15 protein-coding genes are annotated in these 14,859 nt (G+C 66.4%); 10 read left to right on the top strand and 5 right to left on the bottom strand.

Annotation, left to right across the window (positions count from 1 at the left end; translation table 11 throughout):
* Positions 1 to 381: 381 nt before the first annotated feature.
* Positions 382 to 1,251 carry a DUF1295 domain-containing protein gene (locus tag QRN53_RS18460; RefSeq protein ID WP_285245263.1) on the bottom strand — a complete coding sequence of 290 codons (870 nt, stop codon included), beginning with the start codon at positions 1,249 to 1,251 and terminating at the stop codon, positions 382 to 384.
* Positions 1,252 to 1,474: 223 nt separating this feature from the next.
* On the opposite strand from QRN53_RS18460, the gene QRN53_RS18455 reads away from it, so the two are divergent.
* Positions 1,475 to 1,906, top strand: a complete 432-nt coding sequence (locus QRN53_RS18455) for a DUF2177 family protein (protein WP_285245262.1) — start codon at positions 1,475 to 1,477, stop codon at positions 1,904 to 1,906.
* Positions 1,907 to 2,040: 134 nt separating this feature from the next.
* On the opposite strand, the gene QRN53_RS18450 is transcribed toward QRN53_RS18455, so the two are convergent.
* Both QRN53_RS18450 and QRN53_RS18445 read right to left on the bottom strand, forming a co-directional pair.
* Positions 2,041 to 2,184 (bottom strand): MFS transporter small subunit, encoded by a 144-nt coding sequence (locus QRN53_RS18450; protein WP_285245261.1) that lies wholly within the window; start codon positions 2,182 to 2,184, stop codon positions 2,041 to 2,043.
* Between the two features lies 1 nt (position 2,185).
* Positions 2,186 to 3,571 (bottom strand): OFA family MFS transporter, encoded by a 1,386-nt coding sequence (locus QRN53_RS18445; protein ID WP_285245260.1) that lies wholly within the window; start codon positions 3,569 to 3,571, stop codon positions 2,186 to 2,188.
* 336 nt (positions 3,572 to 3,907) lie between these two features.
* Between QRN53_RS18445 and QRN53_RS18440 the strand changes: the two genes are divergently transcribed.
* The 5 genes from QRN53_RS18440 (at position 3,908) to QRN53_RS18420 (ending at position 8,030) form a co-directional block, all read left to right on the top strand.
* The gene (locus tag QRN53_RS18440) at positions 3,908 to 5,173 is read left to right on the top strand and encodes an alkaline phosphatase family protein (protein ID WP_285245259.1); all 1,266 of its coding nucleotides are present in this window, start codon (positions 3,908 to 3,910) and stop codon (positions 5,171 to 5,173) included.
* 2 nt (positions 5,174 to 5,175) lie between these two features.
* Positions 5,176 to 6,300 (top strand): alkaline phosphatase family protein, encoded by a 1,125-nt coding sequence (locus QRN53_RS18435; RefSeq protein WP_285245264.1) that lies wholly within the window; start codon positions 5,176 to 5,178, stop codon positions 6,298 to 6,300.
* A 142-nt stretch (positions 6,301 to 6,442) separates the two neighbouring features.
* Positions 6,443 to 7,042 carry a hypothetical protein gene (locus tag QRN53_RS18430; protein WP_285245258.1) on the top strand — a complete coding sequence of 200 codons (600 nt, stop codon included), beginning with the start codon at positions 6,443 to 6,445 and terminating at the stop codon, positions 7,040 to 7,042.
* A 180-nt stretch (positions 7,043 to 7,222) separates the two neighbouring features.
* Positions 7,223 to 7,663 carry a hypothetical protein gene (locus QRN53_RS18425; protein WP_285245257.1) on the top strand — a complete coding sequence of 147 codons (441 nt, stop codon included), beginning with the start codon at positions 7,223 to 7,225 and terminating at the stop codon, positions 7,661 to 7,663.
* A 100-nt stretch (positions 7,664 to 7,763) separates the two neighbouring features.
* On the top strand, positions 7,764 to 8,030 hold the full coding sequence (locus tag QRN53_RS18420) for a hypothetical protein (RefSeq protein WP_285245256.1): 267 nt from the start codon (positions 7,764 to 7,766) through the stop codon (positions 8,028 to 8,030).
* 22 nt (positions 8,031 to 8,052) lie between these two features.
* On the opposite strand, the gene QRN53_RS18415 is transcribed toward QRN53_RS18420, so the two are convergent.
* Together QRN53_RS18415 and QRN53_RS18410 are read right to left on the bottom strand one after the other, a co-directional pair.
* On the bottom strand, positions 8,053 to 8,949 hold the full coding sequence (locus QRN53_RS18415) for a diacylglycerol/lipid kinase family protein (protein ID WP_285245255.1): 897 nt from the start codon (positions 8,947 to 8,949) through the stop codon (positions 8,053 to 8,055).
* A gap of 68 nt (positions 8,950 to 9,017) precedes the next feature.
* Positions 9,018 to 9,941, bottom strand: a complete 924-nt coding sequence (locus QRN53_RS18410; RefSeq protein WP_285245254.1) for an AraC family transcriptional regulator — start codon at positions 9,939 to 9,941, stop codon at positions 9,018 to 9,020.
* Positions 9,942 to 10,213: 272 nt separating this feature from the next.
* Between QRN53_RS18410 and QRN53_RS18405 the strand changes: the two genes are divergently transcribed.
* From QRN53_RS18405 to QRN53_RS18390, 4 genes are read left to right on the top strand one after another with little or no spacing between them, the layout of a single operon-like run.
* Positions 10,214 to 11,566, top strand: coding sequence for an ABC transporter substrate-binding protein (locus tag QRN53_RS18405; RefSeq protein WP_285245253.1), 1,353 nt, complete (start codon positions 10,214 to 10,216; stop codon positions 11,564 to 11,566).
* 20 nt (positions 11,567 to 11,586) lie between these two features.
* The gene (locus QRN53_RS18400) at positions 11,587 to 12,555 is read left to right on the top strand and encodes a carbohydrate ABC transporter permease (protein ID WP_285245252.1); all 969 of its coding nucleotides are present in this window, start codon (positions 11,587 to 11,589) and stop codon (positions 12,553 to 12,555) included.
* Positions 12,552 to 13,463: a carbohydrate ABC transporter permease gene (locus QRN53_RS18395; RefSeq protein WP_285245251.1), complete on the top strand. Its 912-nt coding sequence runs from the start codon at positions 12,552 to 12,554 to the stop codon at positions 13,461 to 13,463. Before QRN53_RS18400 ends, QRN53_RS18395 begins: the two co-directional genes overlap by 4 nt.
* A 46-nt stretch (positions 13,464 to 13,509) precedes the next feature.
* Positions 13,510 to 14,565, top strand: a complete 1,056-nt coding sequence (locus QRN53_RS18390) for an NAD(P)-dependent alcohol dehydrogenase (protein WP_285245250.1) — start codon at positions 13,510 to 13,512, stop codon at positions 14,563 to 14,565.
* Positions 14,566 to 14,859 lie beyond the last annotated feature (294 nt).

Genomic DNA, 14,859 nt, shown 5'->3' with positions numbered 1-14,859 from the left:
TTTACTTTAAAAGGCTTCTCACCCGTCCTACGCAATAGGACTTACTCATCTAGTGGTGTGTCTTTCCGGTGGCCCCCGGCCGGAACTCTTCCAGCCCTTGGTTACGCTGCCGTGTACACGGACTGAACATCGCGCGGCCTGGACACGTCCTGCGGGCCACGCCTGGCCGGATCCCGCACCGCCCTGGCCGGTCCCGCACCGCCGTCCGGCTGCACCCGGGAACCTGGCGGTGACCGCACACAACAAAGGGCCGGGACGCACTGTCTGCGCCCCGGCCCCTGCGGGCCGGCACCCGAGCCGGGTGCCGTCGTCGTCCGCCCCGCCCTGTGTTTAGTCCTGAACTGTGTTTAGTCCTGAACTGTGCCTGATCCGGTCCTGGGCCTACTTGAGCTTCGGTATCAACACCGGCGTGTTCTTCTTGTACGCCTCATAGTCCGGCTGGCCGCCCCACTTCTTGTCCGCCTTCTTCTCCAGGGGCGGGACGCCGCTGCCCTTGGTCAGCAACAGCACCACGAACACCGGGGAGATCAGTGCGGCCCACTGCCAGCCCTGCAGCACCGGAAGCGCAATGATGGCCACACCCACCCACAGGGTGATCTCGCCGAAGTAGTTCGGGTGGCGGGACTTGGACCAAAGGCCGGTGCTGATGAAGCGGCCCTGGTTGGCGGGATCGGCCTTGAAGCGGTTCTTCTCGATATCCGCCACGGTCTCCACGGTGATGCCCGCGGCCCAGACCAGCAGGCCCACCCAGAAGAACCCGTCCAGGCCCACCTTCTTGTCCGAGGTGATGGCCACCCACGCCAGCGCCGCGGTGAGCACCACCCACAGGCCCTGGATGGTCCAGGTGTTCAGGAAACGGAAGAAGTCCGGCTTGAGCTCATCGAACCGGTCGTCCTTCCCGTGCTTGCTGATGCGGAGGAACAGGAAACTGCCCAGGCGTGCGGCCCAGAGCACCACCATGGCCGCCAGCAGCATGCCGCGCGCGTCAACACCCGGGGAGGCCAGCACCAGGAACACGGTGATGGAAATATAGGTCAGGGCACCGGTGAGGTCGTAGAACTTCTCGGTCTGCGCCTTGAAGCTGGGAATGAACACCAGCCACTGGATCACGAACGCCGCGGCAACTCCCAGCGCAAACACCGGGAGGCCGCCAATCCGCGAGCCGCCTTGGCTGCCGGCGAGGGCGATGAGCACAGCCACCACCACGGCGATGAGCGTACTGATGAGCGCCTTGCGGCTGTCCTTATTCATCCAAACCGGTCCTTTCACGGCCTGCCCGGTCCAGCGGCAGGATCCCCCATGTGCACTTTCGGGCACAACTACATCTAACAACGCAGGTGCGCCATCCACTTAGTCTTCGGCGCGGAAGCCTGGATGTATGGGCCCAAGACTGAAATTCGGCGGCCGGGCCCGTCCGCGCCCTCCCCCGGGAACGAACCGCCTGTGCAGCCGTCCCCGATCCCAGGAGCCCAGCATGAGCCCCCGCACCAAGAACTGGCTGACCGCCTACGTTGTCAGTGCCGTAATTTTCGCCGCCCTGGACGTGGTGTGGATCCTGCTGGTGGCCAACCCGCAGTACCAAAGCCAGATCGGCCACCTGCTGGCACCCAAGGCCAACCTCGGCGGAGCCGTCCTGTTCTATGTCATCTTCGTGGCCGGAATGGTGCACTATGGCGTCCGTCCCAACAGCCCGGAGGCCACACTGCGGCAGCGCGTCACGGGAGCGGCCCTGTTCGGGTTCTTCACCTACGCCACCTGGGCGCTGACCGGGTTGTCCGTGTTGAAGGATTTCCCGGCCGTGGTGGCGCTGACGGACATTCTCTGGGGAGCCGCGGCCTGCAGCATCGTCACCTGGGCCACTGCCACCTTGCTGCGGCGCCGGCTCAGCCGCCCCGCCGTGGCTTGAATCTGCGTGGCGCCCGCGTCACGGACGGCACGCTTTACACCCGGGAACGACGGCGGAACCCCGGAAAGCCGGGACCCGCCGTCGTCCACTCCTGCTAAAGCCTGCCCTGCGTGACGCGAGACCGGGCGCAGGGCTCACCCGAACAGCGCCGCCACCTGGGTCAGCGTCTGGAAGACCCCGTAGGCCAGCGGGATTCCCACCAGGACCCAGCCCAGGACCAGCCTGCCGGTGGACCGTTGGACCGGTTCCTGCCCGCTGTGAGTATGTGCAGTGGTCATCTCAGGCCTCCATGGCTGGTTCGTGCCGCGCGGTGCGGGGTTCGTGGAATCGGGCATCAACGGGTGTGACCAGCAGGTTGGCCACGAATCCGACCACCAGCAGGGCCACCATGGTCAGCAGCGCCGGCTGGTAGGACGCGCCGGTCAGCTGGCCGGGTTTCCCCTGCGCGTCCAGGATGCCGTTGACGATCAGCGGACCGGCCACCCCGGCGGCTGACCAGGCCGTCAGCAACCGGCCGTGGATGGCGCCCACCTGGAACGTCCCGAACAGGTCCCGCAGGTACGCCGGGGCGGTGGCGAAACCGCCGCCGTAGAACGAGATGATCAGGAACGCGAGCACCACGTAGAGGAACGTGGCGCTGACACCGGCCAGCGCCAGCAGGGTGTACAGGACCGCGCCGACACCCAAATACACCATGTAGATCCGCTTGCGGCCGGTGATATCCGAGGTGGCGGACCAGGCGAACCGCCCCGCCATGTTGCCGATGGAGAGCAGCCCCACGAAGCCCGCGGCGACGCCGGCACTGACCAGTGACTTGCCGTCCGCCTGCCGGAAGAAGTCCTGGATCATGGGCGCCGCCTGCTCCAGGATGCCGATCCCGGCGGTGACGTTGCAGAACAGCGCCACCCACACCAGCCAGAACTGCCGGGTCTTGATGGCGTTCTTCGCGGAGACATTTTCGGTGGTGACCAACTTGGCGGCCTTGACGTTGGCGGGGTCGAACCCGGCCGGCCGCCAGCCGTCCGCAGGGACCTTGATGGTGAAAGCGCCAAACAGCATGTACGCGAGGTAGACGACGGCGAGCGTCAGGAAGAGCTTCCCTACGGCATCGCCGCTGGCCACCCAGCCCTGCGCGCCGGAGTTGGGATCGTACGCCTTGAGCAGGGCCTGGGACACGGGGCTGGCGATCAGCGCGCCGCCGCCGAAGCCCATGATCGCCATGCCGGTGGCCAGGCCCGGACGGTCCGGGAACCATTTGATCAGGGTGGACACCGGCGAGATGTAGCCGATGCCAAGCCCAATGCCGCCCACCACGCCGTAGCCCAGGTAGACCAGCCAGAGTTGGTGCGTGAAGATGCCCAGTGAGCCGATCAGGAAGCCGCCCACCCAGAACATGGCCGAGGTGAACATCGCCTTCCGCGGACCATTCCGGTCCACCCACGTGCCCATGACGGCGGCGGAGAGGCCCAGCATCACGATCGCGATGGAGAAGATCACCCCGATCTCGGTCAGGCTGGCGCCGAAATGCTTGACCAGGGCGGTCTTGTACACGCTGGTGGCATAGGCCTGGCCGATACAGAGGTGGACGGCGAGCGCGGCCGGCGGAACAAGCCAGCGGTTGAAGCCCGGCGGGGCGATGGTTCGGTCACGGTCCAGGAAGCCCATGATGATTCCCTTGCTTGGTGGAAGACGACGGTGTCCAGAGGCGAAGGGCCCGGCCCGTTGCCTCCGGCAATCATCCTTCAGATCATCAGTAAACGTACTGTTCGCGCGCCGGCCGGTAGTGAATTTACGGCGAGCGGCGCCTGGAGGCTCGCCGCAGGCCGCCGAACGTCCGGTGAACTCTGCATGAACGGACCCCGTTTTCGCCCGGGACCGTAACCTCACCGTGATCTACTGGTCAACGCGGAATATACCGACCAGTAACTTACGGTCCGGCGATGGGCCCATTGTGGGGGCGTGCCCGCTTCGCCGTCCTCCATGACGGACAAGGAATCTGACGTGAATCTTTCGAGACGCCACTTCATCGCAGCAGGCACCGCTGCCGCCACCACGCTGGCCGCCGGCAGCACGCTGCGGGCAGCCGCGGCGGCAGCTCCGGCGCTCCCGGCTCCCGCCGACTCGGGCATCGAGCACATCATTGTGGTGATGATGGAGAACCGCTCCTTCGACCACTTCCTCGGCTGGATGCCGGGGGCGGACGGGAAGCAGTCCGGGCTGGGCTACACCGACCGCTACGGCATCCCGCACTCCACCTACCACCTTGCCGATTTTCAGGGCTGCGGCCATCCGGACCCGGACCATTCCTACGAGGGCGGCCGGATCCAATACAACAACGGCAAGAACGACGGCTGGCTCCGGGCCGGCGAAAATGACGAGTTCGCCGTTGGGTACTACGGTGCCGAAGACCTGGACTTCTGGCGCCAGGCCGGCCCCGACTGGACGGTCTGCGACCGCTACTTCGCCGCGACCATGGCCGAAACCTACCCCAACCGGTTCTACCAGCACGCCGCCGCCACGGACCGGATCCACAACTCCACCGCCACCAGCACCCTGACCACCATTTGGGACCAGCTGGCCGCTGCGGGCGTTTCCGGCAAGTACTACTACGGCGACATCCCGTTCACCGCCCTCTGGGGAACCAAGTACCAGGGCATTTCCCACCCCTACACGGAGTTCCTCGCGGACTGCTCGGCCGGGGCCCTGCCGGCAGTGTCCTTCGTGGACCCGCGGTTCACCGACGAAAGCTCCGGGACCTCAGGCGATGACCACCCGCACGCGGACGTCCGCTCCGGCGAGACGTTCCTGGCCGAGGTCTACAACGCCGTCACGTCCGGGCCGGGCTGGGCCAACACGATGCTGGTGGTCAACTATGACGAGTGGGGCGGCTTCTACGACCATGTGCCCCCGGCCACCGCCCCGGACACCAGCCCGGACACCTCCCTGCGCGGTTTCCGGGTGCCGTCCCTGGTGGTCTCGCCCCGTGCGCGGCGCCGGTACGTCGCCCACGATGTCTACGACCACACCTCGGTCCTGAAGGCGATCGAGTGGCGCTGGAACCTGCCGCCCCTCACACCCCGGGACCAGGCCGCCCGCAATATTGCCGAGGTCCTGGACTTCGGCACCCCTGCCAACCTGGCCGCCCCCGAGTACCTCGTTCCGCCGTTCGTGGCCGGCCCCGCCTGCACCCCCGTGGGCCCGCCGCCGGCCGAAGAATGGTCAGGCCTCAAAGACAAAGCACTCGCCGACGGATGGAAACTCCCGTGACAATGAAACTCCGTGCCGCCGCAGCGGCCATCGCCGTACTCGCCGCCGCCATCGTCGGCGGGGCCGCAACCCCGTCCCAGCCGGCCGCCGCCGCCCCGGCCACCGCTCCGGCGGCCCAAAGCTACCTGCCCGGGGCCAACCACGTCTTCGTCATCAACCTCGAAAACAAGGGCTACGACGAAACCTGGGGCCCGGCGTCGGCCGCTCCCTATCTCTCCCAGACCCTGCGCAGCCAAGGGGTCCTGTTGAACCAGTACTTCGGCACAGCACACAACTCCCAGCCCAACTACGTGGCGCAGATTTCCGGCCAGGGACCCAACCCGCAGATGCAGGCCGACTGCCAGACCTACACCCCGTTCGTTGGCAGCGGCACCGCCAGCCCGGGCCAGGCAGTAGGCGACGGCTGCGTGTTTCCCGCCAGCGTGCCCACCGTCGCCGGGCAACTCAAAGACGCCGGAAAGTCCTGGAAGGGGTACATGGAGGACATGGGCACCCCCTGCCGGCACCCCGCGCTGGGCGCCGTCGATGACACCCAGAAAGCCAAGGTGGGCGACCAGTACGCGGCCCGCCACAACCCGTTCGTCTACTTCGCCGGAATCACCGGCTCACCGGACTGCGCCACGAACGACGTCGACCTGTCCGCCTTGAAGACGGACCTCGCCTCCACCGCCACCACGCCCAACCTGTCCATGATCACGCCCAACCTCTGCCACGACGGACACGACTCCCCCTGCGTGGACGGACAGCCCGGCGGCCTGGCCAGCGCTGACGCCTGGCTCAAGCAATGGGTTCCGGCCATCACCAACTCCCCGGCGTTCAAGCAGGACGGCGTGCTGGTGATTACCTTCGACGAATCCGACGGACCCCAGTCGGACGCCAGCGCCTGCTGCGGCGAAGGCCCCGGCCCGAACGCGGCGCTGCCCGGCATCACGGGCATGGGCGGCGGACGCGTCGGCGCACTGGTCCTCTCCCCCTTCACGAAGGGCGGAACCTGGTCCACCACGCCGTACAACCACTACAGCCTGCTCGCCAGCATTGAGGACACCTTCGGGCTTCCGTACCTTGGGTACGCCGGGACGCCCGGGCTTAACCGGTTCGGCCTGGACGTGTACAACGCGGGCGTCTGAGCCTGCCGGGGCTGCATGCCTCCGCTCGAGTGGACCCGGCAAACGGACTGACGTGCACCGTTTGCCGGGTCCATTGCTGTTCCGCGGCCGATGCGTTATGGCGACGTTAGGAAAGGGTGACGGCGAGGCGCATAGTTAGGAGATGACAAGCCCTTACACCCGCGGCGACTCCTTCAGCAGCGAGGCTTCCCGGAAGCACATCAGGCAGGCGCTCACGGACTACGGGGCAACGGACATCCTTTTCACCCAGCGAGGGGACCGGAGCGCGGTGGCTTTCAGGGGCGCCGGACGGCAATTCCGGATTGTCATGCCGTTGCTGCAGTCCGATGGCGCCTTGGCCATTCGCGGGGACATCGCGGACAGCCGGGTCCATGAAGCCAACGCAAAGATCCTCGAACGTGCCAACCGCAAATCCTGGCACGCCCTGGCCCTGGCCATTGACGCCAAACTCGGGGCCGCGGCCGCGGGGATCGCCACCCTCGAATCGGAGTTCCTGGCCCACGTGGTGCTCCCCGGAAACCACACCGTGCTGGACGAACTCGCATCCGTGATCGATTCCGCGTACCGGTCCGGCCGGAGGCCGTCCTTTGCCGATCCGCTTCCGCATCCGGGCCCTGAAGACGCGCTGATGAGCGTAGACTCAAAGTATCTCGGGACATCGCGACAGGACATCCGTTGGCCCGAACATGAGCCCGATTCCCGGCTGTCCTCCAAGGCGGCCGGCGTGCGCCGTACCGAGTAGCCTCGACACCGGCGCAGCAGGGAATCGGTACGACGAGGGGCCACACCGCAACACCGACCGGAACGGCATCCCACCGTTCACCTCCACTGCAGCCGATCCGGACCCGGATCCCCTGCCCCAGTCACTCCGCCCCGCGTCCTGGGCTCCGGCAGTGCACCCTTCAGAACGCTGGTAGACACCATGACCACCATCCAAGACTCTGTTGTACGCGCCGACTCGGCGCTATCGCTCAGCGGAGTCCTCGCATCCGGGTTGCCGCATGACCTGGGCACGGCCCAGGGCCCCACGCGGTACACCGTGCCGGCTGTCTTTTCGCGCCGGCCCGAGCCCCGGGAAGTCGAGCTGCTGCACGGGGAGGCTATGAAAAAGCGCCTGGCCGACGCCGGGTACAGCGATGTGGAACTCCAGATCTCAGACCGCCGCCTCCTGATCACCAACACCAACCTGGTGGACCTCAAAGCGGGCCTGGCCCACCTGGTGGGCGTGATCCTGCGCGACATTTCAGCCCAGGCGGCCCAGGAACGGACCCACCGCAACGACGAGCTCGAAGCGTTGGGCCTTGTGGAAGAAGAACGCCTCGAGTCCCTGCGCAAGGCCGCCGCAGACATCCACTTCGATTAATCTCCTTGCCTCATCGTGTGCCGGCTGCGTGGACCGCGGCCGGCACCGGCGCATCCCGGGCTTGGGGGCGTCCTTGCATCATTACCGAAAGGCACACCCCATGACTGACATCAGTATTCGAGACCAGTGGAACCGGCTCCCCGCCCCGGTCACCCAATGGCTGCTGGCAAACCCCGGCTGCATGATCCTGCCGCGGACCATCTCCGCAGAGATCAGCGCCGCCACCGGCCAAGGCACCAACGGCGATCCCCACGGCGAGACCACGCTTTCCCAAGAGGACGTGGATTTCATCCGGATGAAATCCCATGAGGCCGAGCCGGGCCAGGCGGACCCGGATTATAAATTCTTCGACTCAGTGCAGCCCTAGGCCTGCCCAGCTGCTCACCACGTCAGAGGGTGGCCAGGGCTCCCCTGGCACTCTCCACGAGGACATGGGTTCCGGCCTCGACGTAGACCACCTCACCGTCTATCTGGCAGGGAACGGCGTCGCGGGTGGAGAAGGCGTAGCTGCTGACGCTCGGTTGATGCCCCAGCCCCAGGGTGACCGCGCGGAGCGTCATCAGGGCCATCTTCATCAGGCCGGCGTGGGGCAGCGTCACCACTTCGAACCGCCCATCGTCCGGGTAATGCGACTCGCTCACGGTGCCGTACTTGGCCATGCGTGAGACGTTGGCCAGGATCAGGCTGTCGAACCGGGCGGTGGCCCCGTCATCCCGGACAAGCTCGAAGGGCTTCAGCCTTGAGAGCGTGCGGGCCACGGAGACGAGCTCCAGGACCTTACCCTTGCCGCCCTGTTCAATGCCGATGGCCATCAGCGAGGTCAGCCCGAACCCCACATAGGAATGCGCGTACAGGACCCGTTCCTGCGTTCCGGTCCGGAGCGTGATCCGCAGCAGGTCAATGCGCCGGCCCACACCGGCCGACACGGCCTCCGCGAAGGTCCGCACCAGCAGGCTCCGGTAGTGGTCGTTGGCATTGCCGGCAGGAATGACAGCGCAGACGGCCTTGCTGCCGGGCACGTCCATCACGCCGTTGACCACCTCGTTGTACCCGCCGTCCCCGCTGACGGAAAGGATGAGCGGCGCGCCCCGGCCCGCCTCTCCGCGGGCAAGTTCGCGGGCGTGGCCGGCAAATTCCGTGGGCAACAGGTCAACGGGCAGGCCCGGCAGGTCGGTGGCCAGGTCCCGCTGCAACGCCTCGATCCGCTGGCCCATCCCGGGCCGGCCCGGATTGAAGATCAGGACTGCACGGTCAAAAGGTGCTGCAGGTGCTCCGTCATCAGCCATGGCGTACGTGTTCTCCAGGTTCCTGGGGCGGGAGGCTCCAGCCTAACCCGCGGCGACGGCCCGCCCAGTTATCCCTGCAGCCGCTGCCGGTAATTCCGGGGCGTCTCACCCGCGTCGTTGAGGAAGTGCCGGTTGAAGTTGGACAGGTTGGAGAAGCCCACCTCGTAGCAGATCTCGGACACAGGCTTGTCGCTGCGCTCCAGCAGGCGCCGCGCGTGCGCCAGGCGCAGCTTGCGGACCAAGTCGCTGAAGTTCTGCCCCGTGGCCCGTTTGAAATACTTCGAAAAGGTGGGCTCCGGCATGCCCACCAGCGCTGCAGCCTCGGACATCCGCACACTGCCGGAGTGGTTGCTGAACACATACTCCAGGACAAGGTCGACGACGGCGGCACCCTGGCCGTCCAGTTGCGGCCTGAACCATGCCTCGGCCAGGTAGCGGCGGTCGCCTTCCGGCGCCCGGGCAAGGAGAGCGAACAACTCAAACAGGTGCTGCAGTCGCTCCAGGCCCGTTGTTTGGCCCATGCTTTCGATGGCCGCTGCCGCCGCCACGGCGGTGTGGCCAAGGAATTCGATGCCCCGCGCCGACTGTTCCAGGAGCGGACGGACCTCCGCGAGCTCGGGGACCAGGGCTGAGGCCTGCTCCACCCATTTTCCGTCGAACTGGATGACGGCGTCCCGGTCCTCCAGTACCTCCCCCGGTTCCAGGTCGCTCACCCAGTCGTGCGGCAGGCCCGAACCAACGATCGACACATGGCCGGCCTCGAAGGTGCCGATGTGGTCCCCCACGATGAACTTTCCGGTGCCTTTCCGAATGAGGTGGATCTCGTATTCCGGATGGTAGTTCCACCGTGCCACCGGACTGGGGTAGCTGTGCTGGTGCCACCGGACCGAGTGGTTGGGATCCGGCGGGATCACCTCCCGGTTGGCCCGCATGCCCAGCAGCCGCTCAGCCAGCCGAGCGGTGGCTTCCTCGGCACTGTCCACTGTGGGCATGACCTCCGCGCATCCGCTGGTTATGAATTCCGGACAGCCCCCTGGCCGCCTTGTCCAGAGTAGCGGGTGAACCGCCGTCGCGGTACGGAAAATAAGTATCAGAAATTCGCAACCAGGGCGCTAGTTGTGACCTGTGCCGCACCCCTAACCTTGAGGAACACCAGCACGGCGCACCGGGACTCCGGTGGCGGGCCGCGCCTCAACCGGGAACCCCGACGCAGCAGTCGACGGGCACCGGTCCTGCATCTTCCTGAAGAACAAAGGAGTCCTTAATGCGCCCGAAAACGCGCGCTGCCGTCCTGTCCGCCGGGGCACTCTGCATCGCACTGAGCGCCACGGCATGCGCGGGCGCCGGCGGGGGCAATTCCGCCGGCAACCCGAACAGCATCAACGTCCTGATGGTGAACAACCCCCAGATGGAGGACCTGCAAAAGCTCACCGCAGACAACTTCACCAAGGAAACCGGCATCAACGTGAACTTCACGATCCTGCCGGAGAACGATGTCCGGGCCAAGATCAGCCAGGAGTTTTCCAGCCAGGCCGGCCAGTACGACGTCGCCTCGCTGTCCAACTACGAGATCCCGTTCTATTCCGCCAACGGCTGGCTGGCTCCGCTGGACAGCGTGGCACAGGACCCCGGTTTTGACCAGTCGGACATCCTCCCCGCGTACACGGCATCCCTGACCGGTACCGACGGCAAGCTCTATGGCGAACCGTTCTACGGCGAATCGTCCTTTCTGATGTACCGCAAGGACATCCTGGCGGCCAAGGGCCTTACCATGCCGGACAAACCCACTTGGGATCAGGTGGCAGACATCGCGGCCAAGGTGGACGGCGCCAGCCCCGGCATGAAGGGCATCTGCCTGCGCGGCCAGCCAGGCTGGGGACAGGTCTTCGCCCCTTTGACCACGGTGGTGAACACGTTCGGCGGCACCTGGTTCGACAAGGACTGGAACGCCCAGGTCAACAGCCCCGAATTTACGGCCGCCACCGAGTTCTATACCACCCTGGTCCGCCAGCACGGTGAAGCAGGCGCTGCCCAGGCCGGCTTCACCGAGTGCCTGAACAACATGAGCCAAAGCAAGGTTGCCATGTGGTACGACGCAACCTCCGCCGCCGGTGCGCTCGAAGCCGACGCTTCCCCCGTCAAGGGCAAGATCGGCTACGCCCAGGCCCCGGTGAAGGAGACCAAGTCCTCCGGCTGGCTCTGGACGTGGTCCTGGGCCATGCAGGCGGCGTCCAGGAAGCAGGACGCTGCCGGGAAGTTCATCGCCTGGGCCAGCTCCAAGGACTACGAGCAACTCGTGGCCTCGAAGCTCGGCTGGGCCAAGGTCCCCTCGGGCAAACGCGTCTCCACGTACGAGAATGCCGAGTTCCAGAAGGCTGCCCCGTTCTTCACCGCGGAACGCTTTGCCATCGAGAACGCTGACCCCAAGAACCCCGGCACCCAGCCGCGCCCCGCCGTCGGCATCCAATTCGTGGGCATCCCCGAGTTCGCGGCGCTGGGCACCAATGTCTCGCAAGGCGTCAGCTCGGCGATCGCCGGCCAAGGCACCGTGGCCGACGCCCTGGCGAGGGGCCAGGAAGCCGCCCAAAAAATCGGCAACAAGTACAAGCAGCCCTAACCGAACCGCAGGAGAATCCCATGACTACCGCAACGGCGCGTATCTCCCGACCGGGACACACCGCAGCCAAACCTGCACGAACTGCCAAATCGCGTGAACGCGCCCTGGCCTGGGCCCGGCGTGCCCCGCTGCTCCCCGCCCTGCTCTTCCTCATCGTCGTCACCCAGCTTCCGTTCGTGGTAACGCTGATCATCTCGTTCCTGAACTGGAACAGCCTGAGCCCAACCAAGACAGCTTTCGCGGGCCTGGAGAACTACGTCACGGTCCTCACCGACCCAGACCTCCGCCAGGCCATCGTCACCACCATCGTCCTCACCGTCTCCGTGGTCCTGGCCAGCCTGCTCATCGGGTTGGGCCTTGCGCTGCTGCTGGACAAGAAGTTCATCGGCCGCGGACTGGCACGCACCCTGCTGATCGCGCCGTTCCTCGTGGTCCCCGTGGCCGCCGCCCTGATCTGGAAGCATGCCCTCCTGAACCCCGCCTACGGGCTGGTCAACGGGATCCTCACGTGGATCTGGTCCCTCTTCGGCAGCAGCACCCCGCCCCAACTGGATCTCTTGTCGCAGGCGCCCCTTGCCGCCGTCGTCGTCTCGCTCGTGTGGCAGTGGACGCCGTTCATGATGCTCATCCTGCTCGCCGGCCTCCAGTCACGGCCCATGGACACTGTGGAAGCCGCCCAGATGGACGGGGCAACCCCCTGGGCGATCTTCCGGCACCTGACCCTCCCGCACCTGCGCCAGTACCTGGAACTCGGCGGCCTGCTGGGGGCCATCTACATCGTGCAGAACTTCGACTCCGTCTTCACCCTCACCGCCGGCGGCCTGGGCACCGCCAACCTGCCCTACGCCATTTACCAGACCTTCTACTACGCCAACGAATACGGCCTGGCCTCAGCGGCCGGCGTCGTGGTGGTCATCGGCACCATCGTCGTGGCCACGTTCGCACTCCGCACCGTTTTTTCGCTCTTCAAGAAGGAGGCAGCACGATGAGCACCCTCACTCCCGCAGCGCCCCAAAGCATCCCCCAGGCCAGCCCGGGCAGCATGCGGGCCCGCCGCGGCAAGTCCAGGATGGACCCCACCCGCAACAACACCGCTGCCGGACTTGCGGCCTGGCTCCTGGCGCTGCTGTTCGCGTCCCCGGTGGTGTGGATGATCCTGACTTCCTTCCACTCCGAGACGGACGCGGCCACCAACCCGCCGTCGGTGGCCGCGACCCTGACCCTGGACGCATACCGGGAATTCTTCGGCGAAACTTCCGGGGTCAGCCCCTGGCCGTCCCTGATCAACTCCGCCACCTCCTCCATCCTGTCCACGGCACTGGTGCTGGTCCTGGCCATCCCGGCGGCGTACGCACTGTCCATCCGGCCCGTGAAGAAGTGGACGGACGTGATGTTCTTCTTCCTGTCCACCAAGATGATGCCCGTGGTGGCGGCGATCCTGCCGCTCTACTTGTTCGCCCGCACCGTCGGCGCCCTGGACAACATCTGGTTCCTGATCCTGATGTACACCTCCATGAACCTGCCCATCGCGGTGTGGATGATGCGGTCCTTCCTCGCCGAAGTCCCGGAGGAAATGCTGGAGGCGGCCCAGATCGACGGCGCCAACCTCCTACTTATCCTCCGCAAGGTCATCGCCCCGGTGGCCATGCCCGGGATCGCCGCCACCGCGCTGATCTGCTTCATCTTTAGCTGGAACGAACTGCTCCTGGCCCGAGTCCTCACCGGAGTGGTGGCAGGGACGGCCCCAGTCTTCCTTACCGGCTTCGTCTCCGGCCAGGGCCTCTTCCTCGCCAAAGTCTGCGCGGCCGCCGTCGTCATCTCCCTGCCGGTGCTGTTCGCCGGCTTCGCCGCGCAGGACAAACTCGTGCAGGGCCTCTCCCTGGGCGCAGTGAAGTAGCCGGCGCACCAGCCAATTACCCTCGATTTCAGCAAAGGACCCCGCTATGACCACCACCGCCCAGTCCCCCTCCCCAACCGCCGGCCTGCCGGCCACAATGCGCGCCGCCGTCCTGAAGAGCCAGGGCGACATGGCCATGGAATCCCTCCCCCTCCCGCAGCTGGACGCGGATCAGGTCCTGGTGCAAGTTGCTGCCGTCGGCATCTGCGGCAGCGACGTCCACTACTACGTGCACGGGCGGATCGGCCCCTACGTGGTGGACCACCCGCTGATCCTGGGCCACGAACTCTCGGGCCGGATCGCCGCCGTCGGCAGTTCCGTTGACCCGGCCCGGATCGGCAGCCGCGTTGCCGTGGAACCGCAGCGGCCCTGCCGCACCTGCAAGCAGTGCAAAGCCGGCCGGTACAACCTCTGCCCGGACATCGAGTTCTACGCCACCCCGCCCGTGGACGGCGCATTCGCCGAATACGTCACCATCCAGTCCGACTTCGCCTACGACATTCCAGACAGCGTCAGCGATGAGGCCGCCGCCCTGATTGAACCGCTGTCCGTGGGCCTGTGGGCCTGCGAGCGCGCGGAAATCCGGCCCGGCAGCAGGGTGCTGATCGCCGGCGCGGGCCCCATCGGCATCATCGCCGCCCAGGCCGCGCGGGCCTTCGGCGCAACGGAGATCTACATCAGTGACATCGCCGAGGACCGGCTGGCCTTTGCCCTGGAGCACGGGGCCACCCACGTTCTCAGCGCGAAGACGGACAGCGTGGAGGGGCTCGACGTCGACGCCTTCATTGATGCCTCCGGAGCCCCGCAGGCGGTCCGTTCCGGAATCAAGGCCGTCGCCCCCGCCGGCAGGGTCATCCTCGTGGGGTTGGGGGCCGACGACGTCGAGCTCCCCGTTTCCTATATCCAGAGCCGGGAAATCTGGCTCTCCGGGGTCTTCCGGTACACCAACACCTGGCCCTTGGCCATCCAGCTGATCGCCGACGGAAAGGTGGATCTGGACATCCTGGTCACCGGAAGATTCCCCCTCGCCGAATCCGAAGCGGCGCTGAAGGCGGGAAAGCAGCCCGGCCAGCTCAAAGCCGTGGTTTATCCGGGCCGTTGACCACATCACCACATCCCGCCCACCCGCAAGGAAGCAGCCATCCCAACAGCCCAGAACATGCCGGAGGCCGTGAGCGCCTGTCCCGCGTGACGTCAGGCGCTCAGAATGGCCCAGTTTTACCCGCAAAACCTCGGACATCCGCAGATCCCCCCGCCGTTCCCCGCTGAAAACCGGGCCAGTGTGACACGCGGCAAGCGGCGGCTGCGCCGCGGACACGAAGAACCGGGGCGTGGGCCGCAATGTGCGATAGCTTGGCCAGTAATCACAGCAGCTTTCGAACCCGGGCAGGAACGC

This window comes from Pseudarthrobacter sp. fls2-241-R2A-127 (genome assembly GCF_030209355.1).
Classification (GTDB): domain Bacteria; phylum Actinomycetota; class Actinomycetes; order Actinomycetales; family Micrococcaceae; genus Arthrobacter.
The sequence above is the reverse complement of the archived record's forward strand: the minus strand, read 5'-3'. Positions and strand labels throughout refer to the sequence as shown.

Coding starts and splice junctions, on each gene's coding strand:
- QRN53_RS18460 (WP_285245263.1), bottom strand. CDS start 1,251: ATGAATAAGGACAGCCGCAAGGCGCTCATCAGTACGCTCATCGCCGTG.
- QRN53_RS18455 (WP_285245262.1), top strand. CDS start 1,475: ATGAGCCCCCGCACCAAGAACTGGCTGACCGCCTACGTTGTCAGTGCC.
- QRN53_RS18450 (WP_285245261.1), bottom strand. CDS start 2,184: ATGACCACTGCACATACTCACAGCGGGCAGGAACCGGTCCAACGGTCC.
- QRN53_RS18445 (WP_285245260.1), bottom strand. CDS start 3,571: ATGGGCTTCCTGGACCGTGACCGAACCATCGCCCCGCCGGGCTTCAAC.
- QRN53_RS18435 (WP_285245264.1), top strand. CDS start 5,176: ATGAAACTCCGTGCCGCCGCAGCGGCCATCGCCGTACTCGCCGCCGCC.
- QRN53_RS18430 (WP_285245258.1), top strand. CDS start 6,443: ATGACAAGCCCTTACACCCGCGGCGACTCCTTCAGCAGCGAGGCTTCC.
- QRN53_RS18425 (WP_285245257.1), top strand. CDS start 7,223: ATGACCACCATCCAAGACTCTGTTGTACGCGCCGACTCGGCGCTATCG.
- QRN53_RS18420 (WP_285245256.1), top strand. CDS start 7,764: ATGACTGACATCAGTATTCGAGACCAGTGGAACCGGCTCCCCGCCCCG.
- QRN53_RS18415 (WP_285245255.1), bottom strand. CDS start 8,949: ATGGCTGATGACGGAGCACCTGCAGCACCTTTTGACCGTGCAGTCCTG.
- QRN53_RS18410 (WP_285245254.1), bottom strand. CDS start 9,941: ATGCCCACAGTGGACAGTGCCGAGGAAGCCACCGCTCGGCTGGCTGAG.
- QRN53_RS18405 (WP_285245253.1), top strand. CDS start 10,214: ATGCGCCCGAAAACGCGCGCTGCCGTCCTGTCCGCCGGGGCACTCTGC.
- QRN53_RS18400 (WP_285245252.1), top strand. CDS start 11,587: ATGACTACCGCAACGGCGCGTATCTCCCGACCGGGACACACCGCAGCC.
- QRN53_RS18395 (WP_285245251.1), top strand. CDS start 12,552: ATGAGCACCCTCACTCCCGCAGCGCCCCAAAGCATCCCCCAGGCCAGC.
- QRN53_RS18390 (WP_285245250.1), top strand. CDS start 13,510: ATGACCACCACCGCCCAGTCCCCCTCCCCAACCGCCGGCCTGCCGGCC.